The sequence below is a fragment of the Mycobacterium angelicum genome, assembly GCF_002086155.1.
Taxonomy (GTDB): Bacteria; Actinomycetota; Actinomycetes; order Mycobacteriales; family Mycobacteriaceae; genus Mycobacterium; species Mycobacterium angelicum.
The window spans coordinates 24,508-42,273 of the sequence record NZ_MVHE01000003.1 but is presented as its reverse complement, the minus strand read 5'-3'; the positions used below and the strand labels follow the sequence as shown (position 1 = coordinate 42,273).

At 64.0% G+C, this 17,766-nt stretch carries 18 protein-coding genes; 12 read left to right on the top strand and 6 right to left on the bottom strand.

Annotation, left to right across the window (positions count from 1 at the left end; all coding sequences use genetic code 11):
- The first annotated feature begins 16 nt into the window (after nt 1-16).
- The 8 genes from BST12_RS02910 to BST12_RS02875 all read left to right on the top strand — a co-directional run bounded on the left by BST12_RS02910 (nt 17) and on the right by BST12_RS02875 (nt 7,306).
- Nucleotides 17-817, top strand: coding sequence for a thymidylate synthase (locus BST12_RS02910; RefSeq protein ID WP_083111513.1), 801 nt, complete (start codon nt 17-19; stop codon nt 815-817).
- Nucleotides 814-1,311, top strand: a complete 498-nt coding sequence (locus BST12_RS02905; RefSeq protein WP_083111512.1) for a dihydrofolate reductase — start codon at nt 814-816, stop codon at nt 1,309-1,311. The genes BST12_RS02910 and BST12_RS02905 overlap by 4 nt, the downstream gene beginning before the upstream one ends.
- A 90-nt stretch (nt 1,312-1,401) precedes the next feature.
- Nucleotides 1,402-2,061: a DivIVA domain-containing protein gene (locus tag BST12_RS02900; protein WP_170062043.1), complete on the top strand. Its 660-nt coding sequence runs from the start codon at nt 1,402-1,404 to the stop codon at nt 2,059-2,061.
- Nucleotides 2,062-2,111: 50 nt separating this feature from the next.
- Nucleotides 2,112-3,326 carry a winged helix-turn-helix domain-containing protein gene (locus BST12_RS02895; RefSeq protein ID WP_083111510.1) on the top strand — a complete coding sequence of 405 codons (1,215 nt, stop codon included), beginning with the start codon at nt 2,112-2,114 and terminating at the stop codon, nt 3,324-3,326.
- Nucleotides 3,326-4,411 carry a restriction endonuclease subunit S gene (locus tag BST12_RS33215; RefSeq protein ID WP_083111509.1) on the top strand — a complete coding sequence of 362 codons (1,086 nt, stop codon included), beginning with the start codon at nt 3,326-3,328 and terminating at the stop codon, nt 4,409-4,411. Before BST12_RS02895 ends, BST12_RS33215 begins: the two co-directional genes overlap by 1 nt.
- Before the next feature lie 32 nt (nt 4,412-4,443).
- Nucleotides 4,444-4,713, top strand: coding sequence for a type II toxin-antitoxin system VapB family antitoxin (locus BST12_RS02885; RefSeq protein WP_083111508.1), 270 nt, complete (start codon nt 4,444-4,446; stop codon nt 4,711-4,713).
- Nucleotides 4,710-5,105 (top strand): type II toxin-antitoxin system VapC family toxin, encoded by a 396-nt coding sequence (locus BST12_RS02880; protein ID WP_083111507.1) that lies wholly within the window; start codon nt 4,710-4,712, stop codon nt 5,103-5,105. Before BST12_RS02885 ends, BST12_RS02880 begins: the two co-directional genes overlap by 4 nt.
- 575 nt (nt 5,106-5,680) lie before the next feature.
- Nucleotides 5,681-7,306, top strand: a complete 1,626-nt coding sequence (locus BST12_RS02875) for a class I SAM-dependent DNA methyltransferase (RefSeq protein WP_083111690.1) — start codon at nt 5,681-5,683, stop codon at nt 7,304-7,306.
- A 153-nt stretch (nt 7,307-7,459) separates the two neighbouring features.
- On the opposite strand, the gene BST12_RS33210 is transcribed toward BST12_RS02875, so the two are convergent.
- Nucleotides 7,460-7,903, bottom strand: a complete 444-nt coding sequence (locus tag BST12_RS33210) for a hypothetical protein (RefSeq protein WP_245850032.1) — start codon at nt 7,901-7,903, stop codon at nt 7,460-7,462.
- 461 nt (nt 7,904-8,364) lie between these two features.
- Nucleotides 8,365-8,856 (bottom strand): hypothetical protein, encoded by a 492-nt coding sequence (locus BST12_RS30570; RefSeq protein ID WP_139801464.1) that lies wholly within the window; start codon nt 8,854-8,856, stop codon nt 8,365-8,367.
- Between the two features lie 226 nt (nt 8,857-9,082).
- Here BST12_RS30570 and thyX point away from each other — a divergent pair, with 226 nt between their 5' ends.
- The 3 genes from thyX (at nt 9,083) to BST12_RS02845 (ending at nt 12,531) form a co-directional block, all read left to right on the top strand.
- Nucleotides 9,083-9,835 carry an FAD-dependent thymidylate synthase gene (gene thyX, locus BST12_RS02855; protein ID WP_083111688.1) on the top strand — a complete coding sequence of 251 codons (753 nt, stop codon included), beginning with the start codon at nt 9,083-9,085 and terminating at the stop codon, nt 9,833-9,835.
- A gap of 97 nt (nt 9,836-9,932) precedes the next feature.
- Nucleotides 9,933-10,835 (top strand): 4-hydroxy-tetrahydrodipicolinate synthase, encoded by a 903-nt coding sequence (gene dapA / locus BST12_RS02850; protein WP_083111504.1) that lies wholly within the window; start codon nt 9,933-9,935, stop codon nt 10,833-10,835.
- A 19-nt stretch (nt 10,836-10,854) separates the two neighbouring features.
- Complete coding sequence (locus BST12_RS02845; protein WP_083111503.1) at nt 10,855-12,531, top strand: ribonuclease J; 1,677 nt, start codon at nt 10,855-10,857, stop codon at nt 12,529-12,531.
- On the opposite strand, the gene BST12_RS02840 is transcribed toward BST12_RS02845, so the two are convergent.
- From BST12_RS02840 to BST12_RS02830, 3 genes are read right to left on the bottom strand one after another with little or no spacing between them, the layout of a single operon-like run.
- Nucleotides 12,528-13,400, bottom strand: coding sequence for an SAM-dependent methyltransferase (locus tag BST12_RS02840; RefSeq protein ID WP_083111502.1), 873 nt, complete (start codon nt 13,398-13,400; stop codon nt 12,528-12,530). The genes BST12_RS02845 and BST12_RS02840 overlap by 4 nt on opposite strands.
- 2 nt (nt 13,401-13,402) lie before the next feature.
- Nucleotides 13,403-14,221: a mycofactocin-coupled SDR family oxidoreductase gene (locus tag BST12_RS02835; RefSeq protein WP_083111501.1), complete on the bottom strand. Its 819-nt coding sequence runs from the start codon at nt 14,219-14,221 to the stop codon at nt 13,403-13,405.
- Nucleotides 14,218-14,532 (bottom strand): putative quinol monooxygenase, encoded by a 315-nt coding sequence (locus BST12_RS02830; RefSeq protein ID WP_083111500.1) that lies wholly within the window; start codon nt 14,530-14,532, stop codon nt 14,218-14,220. The genes BST12_RS02835 and BST12_RS02830 overlap by 4 nt, the downstream gene beginning before the upstream one ends.
- Nucleotides 14,533-14,675: 143 nt before the next feature.
- Here BST12_RS02830 and BST12_RS02825 point away from each other — a divergent pair, with 143 nt between their 5' ends.
- Nucleotides 14,676-17,207, top strand: a complete 2,532-nt coding sequence (locus tag BST12_RS02825) for an FtsK/SpoIIIE family DNA translocase (RefSeq protein ID WP_083111499.1) — start codon at nt 14,676-14,678, stop codon at nt 17,205-17,207.
- Nucleotides 17,208-17,211: 4 nt separating this feature from the next.
- Here the strand turns inward: BST12_RS02825 and BST12_RS02820 are convergent, their stop codons facing one another.
- A complete protein-coding gene (locus BST12_RS02820) occupies nt 17,212-17,727 on the bottom strand; it encodes an amino-acid N-acetyltransferase (RefSeq protein WP_083111687.1) in 516 nt (171 codons plus the stop codon).
- Between the last annotated feature and the right edge of the window lie 39 nt (nt 17,728-17,766).

Genomic DNA, 17,766 nt, shown 5'->3' with positions numbered 1-17,766 from the left:
CAGGTAGGCTTGCCGCGTGCCGATCGCAACTCCTTACGAGGATCTGTTGCGTGTGGTGCTCGACACCGGCACAGCCAAATCCGACCGCACCGGCACCGGAACTCGCAGCCTGTTCGGCCATCAGATCCGATACGACCTGTCGGCGGGCTTCCCGCTGCTCACCACCAAGAAGGTGCACTTCAAGTCGGTCGTCTACGAGTTGCTGTGGTTCCTGCGCGGCGATTCCAATGTGGGCTGGCTGCAAGAGCGCGGAGTCACCATTTGGGACGAATGGGCCAGTGAGACAGGCGATCTCGGTCCGGTGTACGGAGTGCAGTGGAGATCCTGGCCCACCCCGTCGGGCGAGCACATCGACCAGATCAGCGCGGCGTTGGATTTGCTGCGTACCGACCCGGATTCGCGGCGCATCATCGTGTCGGCCTGGAACGTCAGCGACATTCCACAGATGGCGCTACCGCCGTGTCACGCGTTCTTCCAGTTCTACGTCGCCGACGGCCGGCTGAGCTGCCAGCTCTACCAGCGCAGCGCCGACTTGTTTCTCGGTGTGCCCTTCAACATCGCCAGCTACGCGTTGCTCACACATATGATGGCCGCCCAGGCCGGCCTTGCGGTCGGAGAGTTCGTCTGGACCGGCGGCGACTGCCACATTTATGACAACCACGTCGAGCAGGTTTGCGAACAATTGCGCCGGGAACCGCGACCGTATCCGAAACTTGTTTTAGCCCAGCGAGATTCGATTTTCGACTACATATACGACGACGTCGTCGTCGAGAACTATGACCCGCACCCTGCGATCAAGGCCCCAGTAGCGGTATGACGCACCGGGCGGGCGTGGGCCTGATCTGGGCTCAGTCGGCGTCCGGCGTGATCGGCCGCGGCGGTGACATCCCGTGGCGGGTACCCGAGGACTTGGCGCACTTCCAGAAGGTCACCCTGGGCCACACCGTCGTGATGGGCCGGCGGACCTGGGATTCGCTGCCTGCCAGTGTTCGGCCGCTGCCGGGCCGCAACAATGTCGTACTCTCCCGCCAGACTGGCTTCATGGCACCGGGTGCGACGGTCGTCGAATCTCTTGAGCAGGCATTTGCCGAAACCGGATCGGACATCTGGGTAATGGGCGGTGCACAGATCTATCTACTTGCGCTGCCGTACTCCACCCGCTGCGAGGTCACCGAAGTCGAGATCGACCTGCCGCGCGAAGACGAGGACGCGCTGGCGCCGGTGCTCGACGAAACCTGGGTCGGCGAGGCCGGGGAGTGGCAGGTAAGCCGGACCGGGCTGCGGTACCGGTATCACAGCTACCGCCGATGAGCGGCAGCCGCGTCAGCGGCATGTCCGTGCCATACTCGATTCGGGGTCGGCTGGCGGGGTTATCAGGCGTTACCAAAGGGGGAGTAGGCAGTGATGACCGAACCCGCAAAAGTGTTCCCTCGCATGTTCAGGGGCTACGATGCGGCCGCGGTTGATGCCCACATCGAGGTGTTGACCACCAAACAGCAGTTGCTGATCGACGACGTGGAGAGCCTGCGAGCCAGGCTGAAGCAATCCAGCGATGAAGCAGCCGACCTGCGCAAGGAAGTCGCAGACCTGACGGACACTTCATCCTCGCCCCGCGCTATGCAACAGCGGATGGCGAAGATGCTGCAACGCGCGGTCGACGAGGTTTCGCAGATGCAGGCCGAGGCGCGGGCCGAGGTACAGGCGCTCATCGCAGAGGCCGAGGCGGAGGCCGAAGCCGAGCGGCGAAAGCACGAGGAGTTGCTGGCGGAACTCACCGAGCGGCGAAAAGCCCTGGAAGCCGAGTATGACGACACCAAGGAAGAGCTCGCTGGCAAATTGGCCAGCATGCGCGCTGATGCGCAGACCGAGCGTGAGCAGCTCGTCGCCGACGCCAAGCAGGAAGCTGATCGTCATCGCGAATCGGCTCGACGCGCCGTGGACCAGGCGAGTCAGCAGCGAATCAAAGTCCTGGAACAACTGATGGGCGTGTACCGCGACCTCGAGGGGGTTCCCGCCACGCTTGAGACCGCGTACCAGGAACGAAAGAATCCACCGGAGTAGAGCCAGGAGTTGAACGATATGGAACTCTCGGGCCAGAAAGTCGGCACCGGCTGAGCAGGATCACCGTTGCGCAAGCCCGGCGGATAGCCGTTGCCGCCCAAGGCTTTAGCGAGCCGCGGCCGGCGGGCAGGGTCACGCGTGCGCATCTACAGCGGCTGATTTCGCGTATCCAGGTATTGCAGCTGGACTCGGTGTCGGTGGCGGTACGCGCGCACTACGCGCCGGTGTTCAGCCGACTCGGGCCGTACGACCGCGACGTGCTGGACCGGGTGGCGTGGGGTCCGTTACGGACCCGACTGCTCGTTGAGTACTGGGCGCATGAGGCTGCGCTGATGGCCGTCGACGACTGGCCGCTGCTGCGCTGGCGGATGCGTCAGTACACCCATGGACGCTGGGGCACCCACGTAGTGAAGGCCAACCCGCAGCTGGCCGACGACATCGTCGCCGCCGTCGGCGAACTAGGACCGAGCACGGCCGGTCAGATCGAGGCGTATCTGCAAGCGGCGCCGCGCCGAAAGAAGGGCACCTGGTGGACGCGCAGTGACACCAAGTGGGTGGCTGAAGCGCTGTTCGCCTCCGGCGTGCTCACCACCGCGACCCGGGTTGGTTTCGCCAGGCATTACGACCTGGTGGAGCGAGTGCTGCCGGCCGACGTGCTGGCCCGGCACGTCGACGACCAGGAGGCCGTTCGGGAGCTGACGCTGCGGGCGGCGACCGCGCTTGGCGTCGGCACCGAGGCGGACCTGCGCGACTACTTCCGGCTGTCCGCCCAGCAGGTCAAGCCGGCCATTGCCGATCTGATAGCCGCGGGGGAGATCGAGCGCGTCGACGTCGAGGGCTGGCCGGCGCCGGCCTACCTGCGGACCGGACGAACGGTGCCGCGCCGAGACCGCGGCACGGCGTTGCTGTGTCCGTTCGACCCGTTGATCTTCTTCCGGCCCCGGGTCGAGCGGCTATTCGATTTCCACTACCGCATCGAGATCTATACGCCCGTGGACAGGCGGCGATACGGGTATTACGTGTGGCCGCTGCTGCTGGACGGGCAGTTGGTCGCGCGGGTGGATCTCAAGGCCGACCGCGCGGCCAACACGCTGCGCGTGGTGGGCGCCTTCGGCGAACCCGGCGCGCCGCGGGCCCGAACGGCCGAGGCGCTCACCGCGGAGCTCGAGTCGATGGCCGGTTGGCTGGAACTGGGCGGGGTCACCGTTTCGAGCCGGGGCGACCTGGCCGCCGAACTGCGCACCGCAACCAAACGGGCCGGCTGATGACTCGCACGGTGCGCTTAGGAGATCACCTCGATTTCAGCGCGGGCGGCGCACCGCCGCCACGAATCCCTCACGAGCGCTTTCCCGTTTATGGTGCCAACGGGGTCATCGGATATACGTCGGAATGCAATGCTCGGGGGCCTCTGATAGTAATAGGTCGTGTTGGATCCTATTGCGGTAGCCTTCGCTATTGCGAAAGGGATGTGTGGGTCACAGATAATGCACTGGTGTGCCGGGCCGACAACCCCGAAGAAACGCGATATTGGTACTACGCATTGCAGACATGTGGGCTTAATCGGTATCGTGCCGGATCCGGCCAGCCACTGCTGAATCTGAGCATTCTCAGAAGCGTTACTGTGTCGGATATCTCCTCCGAGCGTCGTCGAATCGGCGAGATTCTCGGCGCCCTGGACGACAAAATCATGGCTAATAACCATGTCATCGCAGCCGCTGAGGCGCTAATGGTCGCAATGGTTGCGCGGATCTCTGATCGCACCGCGCTGTCAACTCTGGCTAGTAGGTCGGCCGTGTGTCTCGAGCCTGCACGGTTCGATCGAAGAGTTGCATACTACAGTTTTCCCGCATACGACAACGGCGCCCGACCAATTATCGTTGACGGCAGCAGTATCAAGAGCAACAAATTTCGTATATCGGCGGGATGCGTTTTATTCTCTAAGATGAATCCCAGAATACCGCGAATTTGGAATGTCGCCGAGCTGCCGTCAGAAATGGCATTGGCGAGCACCGAATTCGTCGTACTGCAACCGATCGGGGTCGACCCTTGCGCGCTCTGGTCGGCGTTACGCCAGCGCGACGTCTTGGCCACCTTGCAACAAAGGGGGGCTGGCATGACCGGAAGTCGTCAGCGAATTCAACCGCGCGAGCTACTGGGGACCCAAGTGCCGGATGTACGGAGTTTGGACGCCGGGACGGCGCAGACCCTTAGGGGCCTTGGTGCTCTCTGTCGCCATCGAAGAGCGGAATCGGGCCGGTTATCAGCCCTCCGCGATGAACTCCTGCCGCTTCTGTTGACGGGCAAGGTGCGACTTACGGACTCCGCCGCGGTCGTCAACCCGACAGGGTAGATTGTCTACCGTCATTCGAGTACCGTTCTACCATGAGTCTGAATATCAAGAGCGAACGCACTGTGCGATTGGTGCGCGAACTTGCGGTGCGTACGGGCACCAATCAGACGGCGGCGATCGAAGAAGCCGTCGCACGACGGCTAGCGGAACTGGACCGCGAAGGGTCCGTCGGGGCTACGGCGAGGCGCACTGCGGCGGAAAAAACCCTGCAGGAGCTCGGCAGATTGCTCACCGACGACGACAAGCGCGCGATTGGGCAGACGGAGTCCGACCTTTACGACGACGATGGTTTGCCGCGATGATTGTCGACACCTCAGCCATCGTCGCGATCGTGCGCGGTGAAACGAGTGCGGAGTCACTTAAGGACGCGCTGGTCAACTCACCGAACTCGCGAATCTCCGCACCAAGTTATGTCGAGTTGTGTGCAGTGATGAAGCGGCCAAACCGGCCGGAGATCAGTCGGCTGGTTGATCGATTGCTCAACGATTATGGAATCGGCATTGAAGCCTTCGATGCCGACCAAGCGCGAGTTGCGGCGCAGGCATACCGTGACTATGGCCGCGGGAGCGGGCATCCGGCCGGGCTCAATCTCGGCGATACCTTTAGCTACGCGTTGGCCCACGTCACCGGGGAGCCGCTGCTTTTCGTCGGTGATGATTTCATCCACACCGATATCCGGCCGGCTTGTACTTGAGTCGCTAGCCGTCGGTGGGCTAAGCCACCTCACCTGAGGACGAACCGGTCGAAAAAATCGCGTGGGCTTCGGGGTTCGCGTCGTTGAGCGCGGCCAGCAACCGCTGGACGGCGCAAGTGATTCCAGTGCAAGAGTCTAGATCTTCGGCGCGCTCGTCTGAATTGAGCTGGCCGTCAGGTCGCTCGCCGAGCGGTGCGTTGGGCCGGGCAGTTCGATCCTGAGGACACTCTGCGGTCGACAGGGGATTCGCGAGCTGCGGGTGTTTTCCCCGGACGATTCGCCCGTCCGCATCGGCTGAGGTCGGCCCGCTAGTGCTGACACACTCATCAATGAAACTGCCTCTCCCGGAAGTGAATGGCCGACTTGGTCGGCTGCAGTTCTGCTGCGCGGCCAAGCCGAGTGTTGTGAGGCCGCGTTGGCTGAGGCTCATGACTACGAACGACAAGCAAGCGTCCGGAGCGGCCCCTCGCGAGTTGAAAACCGCGTTGTTTCGCGGGGTTGCCGCGGGCCCTGACCCCTCGATGTGGAACATGGTGTGTCGGGGTTGCCCGTCGGCACTAGGAAGGATGCATGCGATGCCGTCCCGGAAAAAACAGGAGCCGCAAGCACCGTCGACGATGAAGGAGCTCAAGGACACGCTCTGGAAGGCCGCGGACAAGCTCCGCGGGTCGCTTTCGGCTAGCCAATACAAGGACGTGATCCTGGGCCTGGTTTTTCTGAAATTCGTCTCCGACGCGTTCGACGAGCGCCGTGAATCGATTCTTGCTGAGTTGGCGGCCGACGGCATGGATGCCGATCAGATTCATGTACTAAGCGATGATCCCGCGGAGTACCACGGCTACAACGTGTTCGTGGTGCCACCGACGGCGCGATGGGAATTCTTGGCGGAGAACGCCAAAGACAAGCCCGCGAACGAGGACCAGCCCGACAAAAATATCGGAAAGCTGATTGATGACGCCATGGATGCGGTGATGAACGCTAATCCGACGCTCGGCGGCACGCTGCCACGACTTTATGACCGTGACAACATCGACCAGCGGCGGCTCGGCGAACTGATCGACTTGTTCAACAGCGTGCGATTCAGTCGTCAGGGTGAGCACAACGCGCGAGACCTGATGGGTGAGGTCTACGAGTATTTCCTGCGCAATTTCGCCCGGGCGGAAGGTAAGCGGGGGGGTGAGTTCTTTACCCCGCCCTGCGTGGTGAAGGTGATCGTCGAGGTGCTCGAACCCGCCAAGGGCCGGGTATATGACCCGTGCTGCGGGTCGGGCGGCATGTTCGTGCAAACAGAGAAGTTCCTCGCCGACCACCAGGGCGACGCGAAAGACATCGCCATCTATGGCCAGGAGAGTGTCGAGGAGACCTGGCGTATGGCCAAGATGAATCTGGCCGTCCATGGGATCGATCACAGTGGTTTGAGCAGTCGGTGGGGCGACACACTCGCGCGCGATCAGCATGCCGAGGTGCAGATGGACTACGTGATGGCCAATCCGCCGTTCAATATCAAGGATTGGGCACGTGATGAAGAGGACCCACGGTGGCGGTTCGGCGTCCCGCCCGCCAACAATGCCAACTACGCGTGGATTCAGCACATCCTGTTCAAGCTCAAGTCTGGTGGTAAAGCCGGGGTGGTCATGGCCAACGGCTCGATGTCGTCGAACGCGAACGGAGAGAATTACATTCGTGCGCAGATCGTGGAGGCCGACCTGGTGTCCTGCATGGTCGCGCTGCCGACACAGCTGTTCCGTAGCACAGGTATTCCGGTGTGCTTGTGGTTTCTGGCGAAGGATAAAGGTGCAGGTAAGCAAGGTTCTGTTGACCGTGGCGGTCAGGTGCTGTTCATCGACGCCCGTGAGCTGGGTTACATGGTGGACCGGGCCGAGCGGGCATTGACCGACGACGACATAGTGCGGATCGGTGATACCTACCATGCCTGGCGGGCTTCTTCCTCGGCCGCCGCGAAAGGCATTACCTACGAGGATATTCCGGGCTTCTGTAAGTCGGTTGCGTTGGCGGAGATCAAAGCTGCGGACTACGCGCTGACCCCCGGGCGGTATGTCGGAGCGCCCGAGGTTGAGGACAAGGGTGAGCCGATCGACGAGAAGATCGCGCGGCTGAAGGCGGAATTGCTTGCGTCGCTTGATGAATCGGCAAGGCTGGAGAAGGTGGTTCGGGAACAGTTGGAGCAGATCGGTGGATGAGTTCGAGGCTGTAATGGTGGGTGCGCTGGGCGCAGGCCAGCCGTTGCCGTTCGCCACTGGTCCATTTGGCTGGACGAGGCTGACGGCAAGTGTCTCCGAGAAACTTGCCCAGTATCTATCCTGCTGTCCAATAAATGGTCGTTAGGCTGCAGCTCAACATGATGAATCTGGATCGGTACATTCTTGCCCTAATGCTCGTGCGACCTGTTTGCCCTTGTCCGTGAGCTTCATCCACGCCCAAATCCAAGCTGCAGGATCCTCGTAATTATTGACGTACGCGTCGGAAATCTTCTGCATTGATGTGGCGAGCGATTCGTTCCATTCGACCCAACTTCCGTCTTCGCCGGACATAGCGCCAAGGGAGAAAAGTCCATCGCTCACCAGCGAACGTACCGTCTCTAATGTCTCTTTCTGCAGTTCTGATATCGGTATCGCCGGATTCAGCTCAGTGGCGTGCGAATCAACGATCGTAAGCGGCACGGCACCTTCTAGCCCATCGAGCAGCAGCTCCTCACGCACTGTTCTGCGAATGTTGTTCATTCTGCGCGCTGCTCCGAGTTGTGTCGAACGACCTGCATAGCCTATGACCTCAAACATTCTGCTGCAGCTTGCATTTCGTACCCAACTTCTTGGCGGGGCGGTGTTCCCTGATTGCTGTGCGGCAGTTGAACAGGGTGCGGGATGGATTCCGGAGGCACTGGACCAAGGATCGGAGGCGGTCCGAGTCGGGCAGGCGGCGCCACAGTCGGAGCGGGTTCAACAGCCACGCGGGCCGGCGGTTTGGGCTCGATCTGTGGCGGAGCCACCGGTTGAGCGAGAGGCCGGGCCATCTCTTTGATAAACGGGCGATTGCCAGGGGGGAGGTCTCTGGTTACCTCCTGCACTTCTTGAGCCGTTGGCGTCGAGGGGGGATTGGGGTGGAGGGCTAGGTGCATCCTTCCAAGTCCCGTTGTCGACGAGTTGAAGCCCGTTGCGCTGAGCCGGTTCTGGGCTGTCATCTCGTGGGCGGGCGGGCACGTCGTCGATAGGCATAGTTCGGAGTTCGGCGAACGCGATGGTCACCCGCGCGGCGACTTGCTGATCCAGTGAAACCAATTGCATTGCGCGCTGACGGATGTCGAGAGAGCGAGATTATGAGTCAGGGCACGCCGGCTGGCCATCGTCATCGGCGATTCGCAGGCGCCAGAGTCTGTGATCGAAAGGTCGTTGCCGACTTCAAATCCGGCAGAATGGGCGTCCTCAACCGCATATCGCAAATGCGACCGTGCCGCATACAGTTCCGAAGCTCCGGTGCGTGCGGTCTTGGCCGCTTCCTCGAGTCGGTCGCCGATTCTACTGACCATCGTCATATCGTCGAAGGTCCGATCCCGTAGTTGCTCAGCTGTCTGGCCCGTCCAGTTGACCGACATTGAGTCATCCCAGACCCGCGAGAAGACGTCATACCATCGCCGATGGGTGGACTCCCAGTGCGCCGCGCCTTCGATTAGATGTTCAGTGGGCCATGCAAGAAGCTCCGAAAGGCTCGGAAACTCTTGGTTGAGTGCTGTCACGACGCACCTCTAGCTTGAGTCAGTGTGGCAAGACCGCCAGGCTGCCCCTGCTGCGGCGCCGACGTCCGTCGGGGTGAGCTTTCCACGAACAGTTGGTCCCATCTAGTCACCAACCCCATTGACCTCGCGCCGAAACTGCACTCACGGTGCCCAAACAGGCTCGACACGCGCGCTGTGTGCAGTTTCGACGCCACCAATACAGACTCGGCGGATTAAGGTGAGCGCCGTGGCCGACACCGCGCCGCTGCGCGTGCAACTGATCGCCAAGACCGAATTCTTGGCGCCGCCGGACGTGCCCTGGACCACCGACGCCGACGGCGGTCCGGCGCTGGTCGAGTTCGCCGGCCGCGCCTGCTATCAGAGCTGGTCAAAGCCCAATCCCAAGACCGCGACCAACGCCGGCTACATCAAGCACATCATCGACGTCGGGCACTTTTCGGTGCTGGAGCACGCGACTGTGTCGTTCTACATCACCGGCATCTCGCGATCGTGCACCCACGAGCTGATCCGGCATCGCCATTTCTCCTACTCACAGCTCTCGCAGCGCTACGTCCCCGAGAAGGAATCCCAGGTCGTCATACCTCCGGGCATGGAAGACGACCCCGAGCTGCGGCAGATCTTGAGCAAGGCCGCCGACGCCAGCCGCGCCACGTACACCGAGCTGCTTACCAAGCTGGAAGCCAAGTTCGCCGACCAGCCCAACGCTGTGCTGCGCCGCAAGCAGGCCCGCCAGGCCGCACGTGCGGTGCTGCCCAACGCCACCGAGACCCGCATCGTGGTAACCGGCAACTACCGCGCCTGGCGGCATTTCATCGCCATGCGGGCCAGCGAGCACGCCGACGTGGAAATTCGCCGGCTGGCCATCGCGTGCCTGCGGCAGCTGGTCGACATCGCGCCGGCGGTGTTCACCGACTTCGAGATTTCCGCGCTGGCCGACGGCACTGAGGTTGCGACCAGTCCGTTAGCGACCGAATCATGAGGCGCGAGCGTGCGCGAATGTACGGCCCACGCGGCGCGTCGGTGTACAGACCCGCGCGCTCGCGGCGGGGACAAAGCGCCAGGTAACCTTGGGACTCGTGACCACCGTCGGATTCGACGCCCCAGCACGCCTGGGAACCCTGCTAACCGCGATGGCGACGCCCTTCGGCGCCGACGGCTCCGTCGATACCGTCGCTGCGGCCGGCCTGGCCAATCACCTGGTCAACCAAGGCTGCGACGGAATCGTGGTTTCGGGAACCACGGGCGAGTCGCCTACCACCACCGATGACGAGAAAGTCGAGCTGCTGCGTGTCGTCCTGGAAGCCGTAGGCGACCGGGCACGCGTCATCGCTGGAGCGGGCACCTACGACACCGCGCACAGCGTCCGGCTGGCCAAGGCGGCTGCGGCCGAAGGCGCCCACGGACTACTGGTGGTAACGCCGTATTACTCGAAGCCGCCGCAGGCTGGCCTGCTGGCACATTTCACCGCGGTCGCCGATGCGACCGAGCTGCCGGTGTTGCTCTACGACATCCCCGGCCGGTCCGGGGTGCCGATCGAGCCCGAGACCATCCGCGCGCTGGCGTCACATCCCAATGTCGTCGGCGTCAAGGACGCAAAGGCCGACCTGCACAGCGGCGGCCAGATCATCGCCGAAACCGGGCTGGCCTACTACTCCGGTGACGACGCGCTCAACCTGCCGTGGCTGGCGATGGGCGCCACCGGCTTCATCAGCGTGATCTCTCACGTGGCGGCAGGGCAGCTCCGAGAGTTGTTGTCCGCCTTCCACTCTGGAGATATCGCTACCGCTCGCAAGATCAACGTCGCTTTGGCCCCGCTGTGCGATGCGATGGGCCGCCTGGGTGGGGTGACGTTGTCGAAGACGGGTCTGCGGTTACAGGGCATCGATGTCGGGGTTCCCCGGCTGCCGCAGGTTCCGGCCACACCAGAGCAGGTCGAGGCGCTGGCCGAGGATATGCGCGCGGCCTCGGTGCTCAGGTGACCCAGAGGGTGAGCCAGAGGTGAACGAAGAACTCGCCCCACCAGGTCCTTTGGCCCCGGGCGGGTTGCGGGTAACCGCGTTGGGCGGCATCAGCGAAATCGGCCGCAACATGACGGTTTTCGAGCACCTGGGCCGGCTGCTGCTCATCGACTGCGGGGTGATGTTCCCCACCCACGACGAGCCGAGCGTCGACTTGATCCTGCCGGATATCCGCCACATCGAAGATCGGCTCGACGACATCGAGGCGCTGGTGTTGACCCACGCGCACGAGGACCACATCGGCGCGATCCCGTTCCTGCTCAAATTGCGGCCTGACATTCCGGTGGTCGGTTCCAAGTTCACCCTGGCGCTGGTCGCCGCCAAATGCCGCGAGCACCGCATCAAGCCGGTGTTCGTCGAAGTCAAAGAGGGCCAGAGCAGCCGACACGGCGTATTCGAGTGTGAATACTTCGCCGTCAACCACTCCATCCCGGACGCGCTGGCCATCGCCATCTACACCGGTGCGGGCACCGTCCTGCACACCGGGGACATAAAGCTCGACCAATTACCGCTGGACGGCCGCCCCACCGACTTGCCCGGCATGTCCCGGCTCGGTGACGCCGGCGTGGACCTTTTCCTGTGCGACTCGACCAACGCCGAACATCCCGGGGTCGGGCCGTCGGAAAGTGAAGTGGGCCCGACCCTGCACCGGCTGATCCGCGGTGCCGACGGGCGGGTCATCGTGGCGTGCTTCGCCTCCAACGTGGACCGGGTGCAGCAGATCATCGACGCCGCAGTGGCATTGGGCCGGCGGGTGTCGTTCGTCGGACGATCCATGGTGCGCAACATGGGCATCGCGCGGGAGCTGGGCTTCCTACGGGTAGCCGATTCCGATCTGATCGACATCGCCGCGGCCGAGATGATGGCGCCCGAGAAGGTGGTGCTGATCACGACCGGCACCCAGGGCGAGCCGATGTCGGCGTTGTCGCGGATGTCGCGCGGCGAACATCGCAGCATCACTCTGACCGCGGGCGATCTGATCATCTTGTCGTCGTCACTGATCCCGGGCAACGAGGAAGCCGTCTACGGCGTCATCGACTCGCTGGCCAAGATCGGGGCCAGAGTAGTCACCAATGCCCAAGCGCGGGTGCATGTTTCCGGCCACGCGTACGCCGGAGAACTGTTGTTCCTGTACAACGGCGTGCGGCCGCGTCACGTCATGCCGGTGCACGGGACCTGGCGGCACCTGCGGGCGAACGCCAAGCTGGCCGCCAGCGCCGGGGTGCCGGTGGAGTCAATCATGTTGGCCGAGAACGGCGTCAGCGTAGATCTGGTCGCCGGTAAAGCGTCGATCGCTGGTGCGGTGCCGGTGGGCAAGATGTTCGTCGACGGACTGATCACCGGCGACGTCGGCGATATCACCCTGGGCGAGCGGCTCATCCTGGCTTCCGGGTTTGTCGCGGTCACGGTGGTGGTCAAGCGCGGCACCGGCAAAGCGGTGGTCGCGCCGCTCCTGCATTCGCGTGGGTTCTCCGAGGACCCCAAAGCCCTGGAGCCAGCCGTGCGCAAGGTCGAGGCCGAGCTGGAACAGTTGGTGGCCGACAACGTCGTCGATCCGATCCGGATCGCGCAGGGCGTGCGGCGCACCGTCGGCAAATGGGTGGGGGAGACCTACCGCCGTCAACCGATGATCGTGCCGACGGTCATCGAGGTCTAACTTTTTTGTAAATACGCCGACCACTCGATCTGTGACGCCTTGAGTTTGCGTCCGGCGGGTCCGACATAGCGGTGCACCAGCTCGTCGGGGCCGGCCTGTTCCACTAGCTGCCAGCCGTAGTCTGCGACGAACTCCGCCACGCGTTCGGGTGCTAACCCGAAGTGCCACAGTTGCCGTCGCTGCCGGACCGAGCGGTAGAGCGTGCGGGTACCGTACCGATTCTTGCCGTCGATGAAGTCCTTGCGGACGTAGGTGAACACCATGCGACTGCCCGGCGCAACGGCGCGCAGCCCCTCCAGGATCCGGCGGACACCGCGCTCGGTGAGGTACTGAGTGACGCCCTCGCAGATGAAAAAGACTCGGTAATCGGTTTGATAGCCGTGCTCGGCCAGCGCCGTCAGCAGGTCATCGCGCTCGAAATCCACCGCCACCAACCGGACCGACAGCGGCAATTCGCCCAGCACCCGTCGGACTGTTTTGGCCTTGCGGGCGATGTTGACCGGCAGGTCTACCTCGAAGACCGGGACGCGGACCTGCCGGGTCAGCCGATAGGCGCGGGTGTCCAGTCCGGCGCCCAGAACGACAACCGCGTCGATGTCCTCGAGCGCCTCGGCCAGCTTGTCGTCGATAAACCGCTTGCGGCAGACCAGATTTGCCCACAGCCCGCGCCCGGTCCATTCCGAGGCTGCGATGAGCAGGCGGCGCACCGGGGCCGCGCGCGTGGTAGCGACCAGCAGCCGCAACGGCGCCGGCAGGAACAAGTCGGCCATGTCGTCGTCCAGTAACCGCCGGTCCGGCGGCTCGTTCTGTTCGACGGCAGCCAACACCATCGGGCCAAAAGCGGTCTGCGCCGCGGGATTTCGTGCCATGGTTATCGCCTGTTCACGCAGCCGGCATCAACGGGCAGGGTAACGCCGGTGATGTAGCGCGCTTGATCGGACACCAGCCACGCCACGGCGTCAGCGATGTCATCGGCCTGCATAATCTGCACCGGCAGTGCGTTCCCCGCGCCGTGGGCCTCGCCCCGCGCGGTCATCTCGGTGAGCCACTGCCTGGTGAACTCGTTGTTGATCATCGGCGTATCGACGCCCGACGGATGTACCGAGTTGACCCGGATATTGTGCGGCGCAAGCAGATTGGCGTATAGCCGCATCAACCCCACGAGGCCGTGCTTGGCGGCGGTGTAGCCGATCGAGCCGGCATCGGAGCTGCCGATGCCGGCCAGTCCCGCGGCCGAACTGATCAACACGATCGCCCCGCCGCTGCCCTGCTCGATCATTGTCGGTTTCGCTATTTCAATGGTGTGGTAGACGCCGGTCAGGTTGACGTCGATGACGTCATGCCAGGCGTCGGCCGATTGCATGGGTGCGATACCGGCGTTGGCCACGACAATGTCGAGACGGCCGAACTCGTCGACGCCGGCCTGTACGGCGGCTGACAACGAGGCGCGATCGCGGACGTCGCCCTGCCGGGTCACGATTCGCGCGCCGGCTTCCTCGACCAGCTTCACCGTCTCGGCGAGGTCGGCAGCGGTGCCCAGCGGATACGGCACGCTGGCGATCTGACCGCACAAGTCGACCGCGATGATGTTGGCGCCGTCGGCGGCCAACCGCACCGCGTAGGCGCGACCCTGGCCCCGCGCGGCGCCGGTGATGAAGGCGGTCTTGCCTTCCAGCGGCCGGTCCATCAGGGGCGAAGCTGCCCTTTGCTGGATTCTCCGGCCGGAATCGGTTGCAGCATCTTGATGTCCGGTTGGCCGGCCAGGTGCTCACCGGCCGCGGTGAACATCTTGGCGACGGCAGGGGCGGTGCTGTGAGTCTTCAGCGCTTCCTCGTCGGCCCACTGCTCGACGAAGACGAAGGTCTCGCCGGCTTGGTGCAGCGAGTACAGCTGACAGCCGGGTTCGCCGTGCACCTCTTGGACCGCGGTGGTCAGGATGTCGCGGACGGTCTCGACCGATTCCGGTTTGACGGTCAGGGTGGCGACGACGACGACAGGCATGCGAGGGCCTCCTGGGAATTCCGCGGTGACTTTTGCTAACCGCTTGTCACCCTACTCAGGCATTCGGATAACGAGGCGGGCACACCATCGTTACCAGTGTGGCGGATGGTGCAGATGTTGTATTTGCGACTAGGCTTGCGGGCATGGCTAGTAAGACCGTCGCGCGCTCCGGAACTCGAACGAGCAGGTCAAAGGCCACTTCGCGGGGGACATCCCGAAGTGGGCGATCGAGCACACCCAGGAAGCGCACGGCCCAGCCCGTCAGGCGTCCCAGCCGGCCGGCCAAGCGGCGTAATCAGTCCCTGCTGGTCGCGGCCGGGCTAACCTGCGGCCGCGCTATGCGGGCCACCTGGATGATGGCCGCCAAGGGCACCGGCGGCGCGGCGCGCTCGATCGGTCGAGCCCGCGACATCGAGCCCGGGCACCGCCGTGACGGAATCGCACTGGTTCTGCTGGGCATTGCCGTCGTCGTCGCCGCGAGTTCGTGGTTCGATGCCGCCCGCCCGGTCGGCGCCTGGGTCGACATGGTGCTTCGAACCTTCATCGGCTCGGTTGTCGTCTTGCTGCCGCTAATCGCTGCTGGCGTGGCGGTCGCGCTGATGCGGACCGAACCCAATCCCGAGGCTCGGCCGCGGCTGATCCTGGGCGCCAGCCTGATCGCACTATCTGTTCTCGGCCTGCGCCACCTGTGGGCAGGTTCACCCGAATTGCCCGGGGCGCGGCGGGATGCCGCAGGCTTTGTGGGCTACGCCATCGGCGGACCGCTCGCCGACGGGTTGACCGCCTGGATTGCGGCACCGCTGTTGTTCATCGGCGCCCTGTTCGGGTTGCTCTTGCTGACGGGGATCACCATTCGCGAGGTGCCCGACGCGCTGCGCGGCATGTTCGGCACCCGACTCTTCCAGCGTGACTACGACGACGATTACGAGGACTACGAGGACCACGCCGACGAGTTCGAGGGTGATGACGCCGACACCGTGGAGGTCGCGCGCGAAGACTTCTCCGACGGCTACTACGACGAGGCTCCACCCGATCCCGGCGACGGGCCACAGGCCTGGCCGTCGGCGCAAGAGGCCGCCGCGCTGGTAGATGACGCGCCGACCATTCCGGAGCCGCGCACCCGCAAACGCGCGGCCAAGAAGCAGGACACCCAGCCGCTGGACCGGGTCGTCGAGGGGCCTTACACGCTGCCGTCGATGGACCTACTGGTCGCCGGCGAGCCGCCGAAGAAGCGCAGCGCCGCGAACACTCACATGGCCGGTGCCATCGGCGAAGTGCTGACCCAGTTCAAGGTCGACGCGGCCGTCACCGGCTGCACCCGCGGGCCCACCGTGACCCGCTACGAGGTCGAGCTGGGCCCCGGCGTCAAGGTGGAGAAGATCACCGCGCTGCAAAAGAACATCGCCTACGCCGTGGCCACCGAAAGCGTGCGGATGCTGGCGCCCATTCCCGGCAAATCGGCCGTGGGCATCGAGGTGCCCAACACCGACCGGGAGATGGTGCGGCTGGCCGACGTGCTGACCGCGCCGTCCACCCGGCGCGACCATCACCCCCTGGTGATCGGCCTGGGCAAGGACATCGAGGGTGACTTCATCTCGGCCAACCTGGCCAAGATGCCGCACCTGCTGGTCGCCGGCTCTACCGGATCGGGCAAGTCGAGCTTCGTCAACTCCATGCTGATCTCGCTGCTGACCCGGGCCACCCCGGAAGAGGTCAGGATGATCCTGATCGACCCGAAGATGGTGGAACTGACGCCGTATGAAGGCATTCCGCATCTGATCACGCCGATCATCACCCAGCCGAAGAAGGCGGCCGCGGCGCTGGCCTGGCTGGTCGACGAGATGGAGCAGCGCTACCAGGACATGCAGGCGTCCCGGGTGCGCCACATCGACGACTTCAACGCCAAGGTGCGCTCGGGCGAAATCACCGCGCCGCTGGGCAGCCAGCGCGTGTACCGGCCCTATCCCTACGTGGTTGCGATCGTCGACGAGCTCGCCGACCTGATGATGACCGCCCCACGTGACGTCGAGGACGCGATCGTGCGGATCACCCAGAAGGCCCGGGCGGCCGGTATCCACCTGGTCCTGGCCACCCAGCGGCCCTCGGTCGACGTGGTGACCGGCCTGATCAAGACCAACGTGCCCTCGCGGCTGGCGTTCGCGACGTCGTCGCTGACCGACAGCCGCGTCATCCTGGACCAGGCCGGTGCCGAGAAGCTGATCGGTATGGGCGACGGCCTGTTCCTGCCGATGGGCGCGAGCAAGCCGATCCGGCTGCAGGGCGCATACATCACCGACGAGGAGATCCAGGCCGTCGTCACCGCCTGCAAGGACCAGGCCGAACCCGAATACACCGAGGGCGTCACCGCCGCCAAACCCAACGGCGAGCGCACTGACGTCGACCCCGACATCGGCGATGACATGGACGTCTTCCTGCAAGCCGTGGAGCTGGTGGTGTCCAGCCAGTTCGGCTCGACGTCGATGCTGCAGCGCAAGCTGCGGGTCGGCTTCGCCAAGGCGGGCCGGCTGATGGACCTGATGGAAACCCGCGGCATCGTCGGGCCGAGCGAAGGGTCCAAGGCGCGTGAGGTCCTCATCAAACCCGACGAGCTGGCCGGGACGCTGGCGCTGATCCGCGGTGGCGCCAACGCGGACGGATCCGACGAGGACGACTAACCGCCTAGAGCACCAGCAGCATCCGCGAGTTGCCCAGGATGTTCGGCTTGACGTAGCTCAGGTCGAGGAATTCGGCGACGCCGATGTCATATGAGCGGCACATCTCTTCGAAAACCTCGGCGGTGACGGGGGTGCCCTCGATCTCGGTGAACCCGTGCCGGCCGAAGAACTCGGTCTCGAAGGTCAGCACGAAAAGCCGCTGCAGTTCCAGCTCACGGGCGACTTCGAGAAGCGTGTTGACGATCGCGTGGCCGATGCCGTGGCCAGTCACCGCGGGATCGACTGCGACCGTGCGGATTTCGCCGAGATCGGACCACAGCACGTGCAACGCTCCGCACCCGACGACTTTGCCCTCGAGTTCGGCGACCCAGAATTCCTGGACGGCTTCATAGAGGGTCACGAGATTCTTTTCGAGCAGGATCTTTCCCGCATAGGTGTCGACGAGTTGTTTGATTGCGGGCACATCGGATGTCCGCGCCCGCCGGACCGCCGGCCGTAAATCCCGTGGACTTTCGCTCACGTCGCAACAGTATCGACATCGGGGCTTACATAAGCTGGT

Excerpts from the sequence above, each read along its gene's own strand:
- BST12_RS02905 (WP_083111512.1), top strand. The coding sequence starts at position 814 with ATGACGCACCGGGCGGGCGTGGGCCTGATCTGGGCTCAGTCGGCGTCC.
- BST12_RS33215 (WP_083111509.1), top strand. The coding sequence starts at position 3,326 with ATGACTCGCACGGTGCGCTTAGGAGATCACCTCGATTTCAGCGCGGGC.
- BST12_RS02885 (WP_083111508.1), top strand. The coding sequence starts at position 4,444 with ATGAGTCTGAATATCAAGAGCGAACGCACTGTGCGATTGGTGCGCGAA.
- BST12_RS02880 (WP_083111507.1), top strand. The coding sequence starts at position 4,710 with ATGATTGTCGACACCTCAGCCATCGTCGCGATCGTGCGCGGTGAAACG.
- BST12_RS02875 (WP_083111690.1), top strand. The coding sequence starts at position 5,681 with ATGCCGTCCCGGAAAAAACAGGAGCCGCAAGCACCGTCGACGATGAAG.
- BST12_RS33210 (WP_245850032.1), bottom strand. The coding sequence starts at position 7,903 with ATGTTTGAGGTCATAGGCTATGCAGGTCGTTCGACACAACTCGGAGCA.
- BST12_RS02840 (WP_083111502.1), bottom strand. The coding sequence starts at position 13,400 with ATGGCACGAAATCCCGCGGCGCAGACCGCTTTTGGCCCGATGGTGTTG.
- BST12_RS02830 (WP_083111500.1), bottom strand. The coding sequence starts at position 14,532 with ATGCCTGTCGTCGTCGTCGCCACCCTGACCGTCAAACCGGAATCGGTC.
- BST12_RS02825 (WP_083111499.1), top strand. The coding sequence starts at position 14,676 with ATGGCTAGTAAGACCGTCGCGCGCTCCGGAACTCGAACGAGCAGGTCA.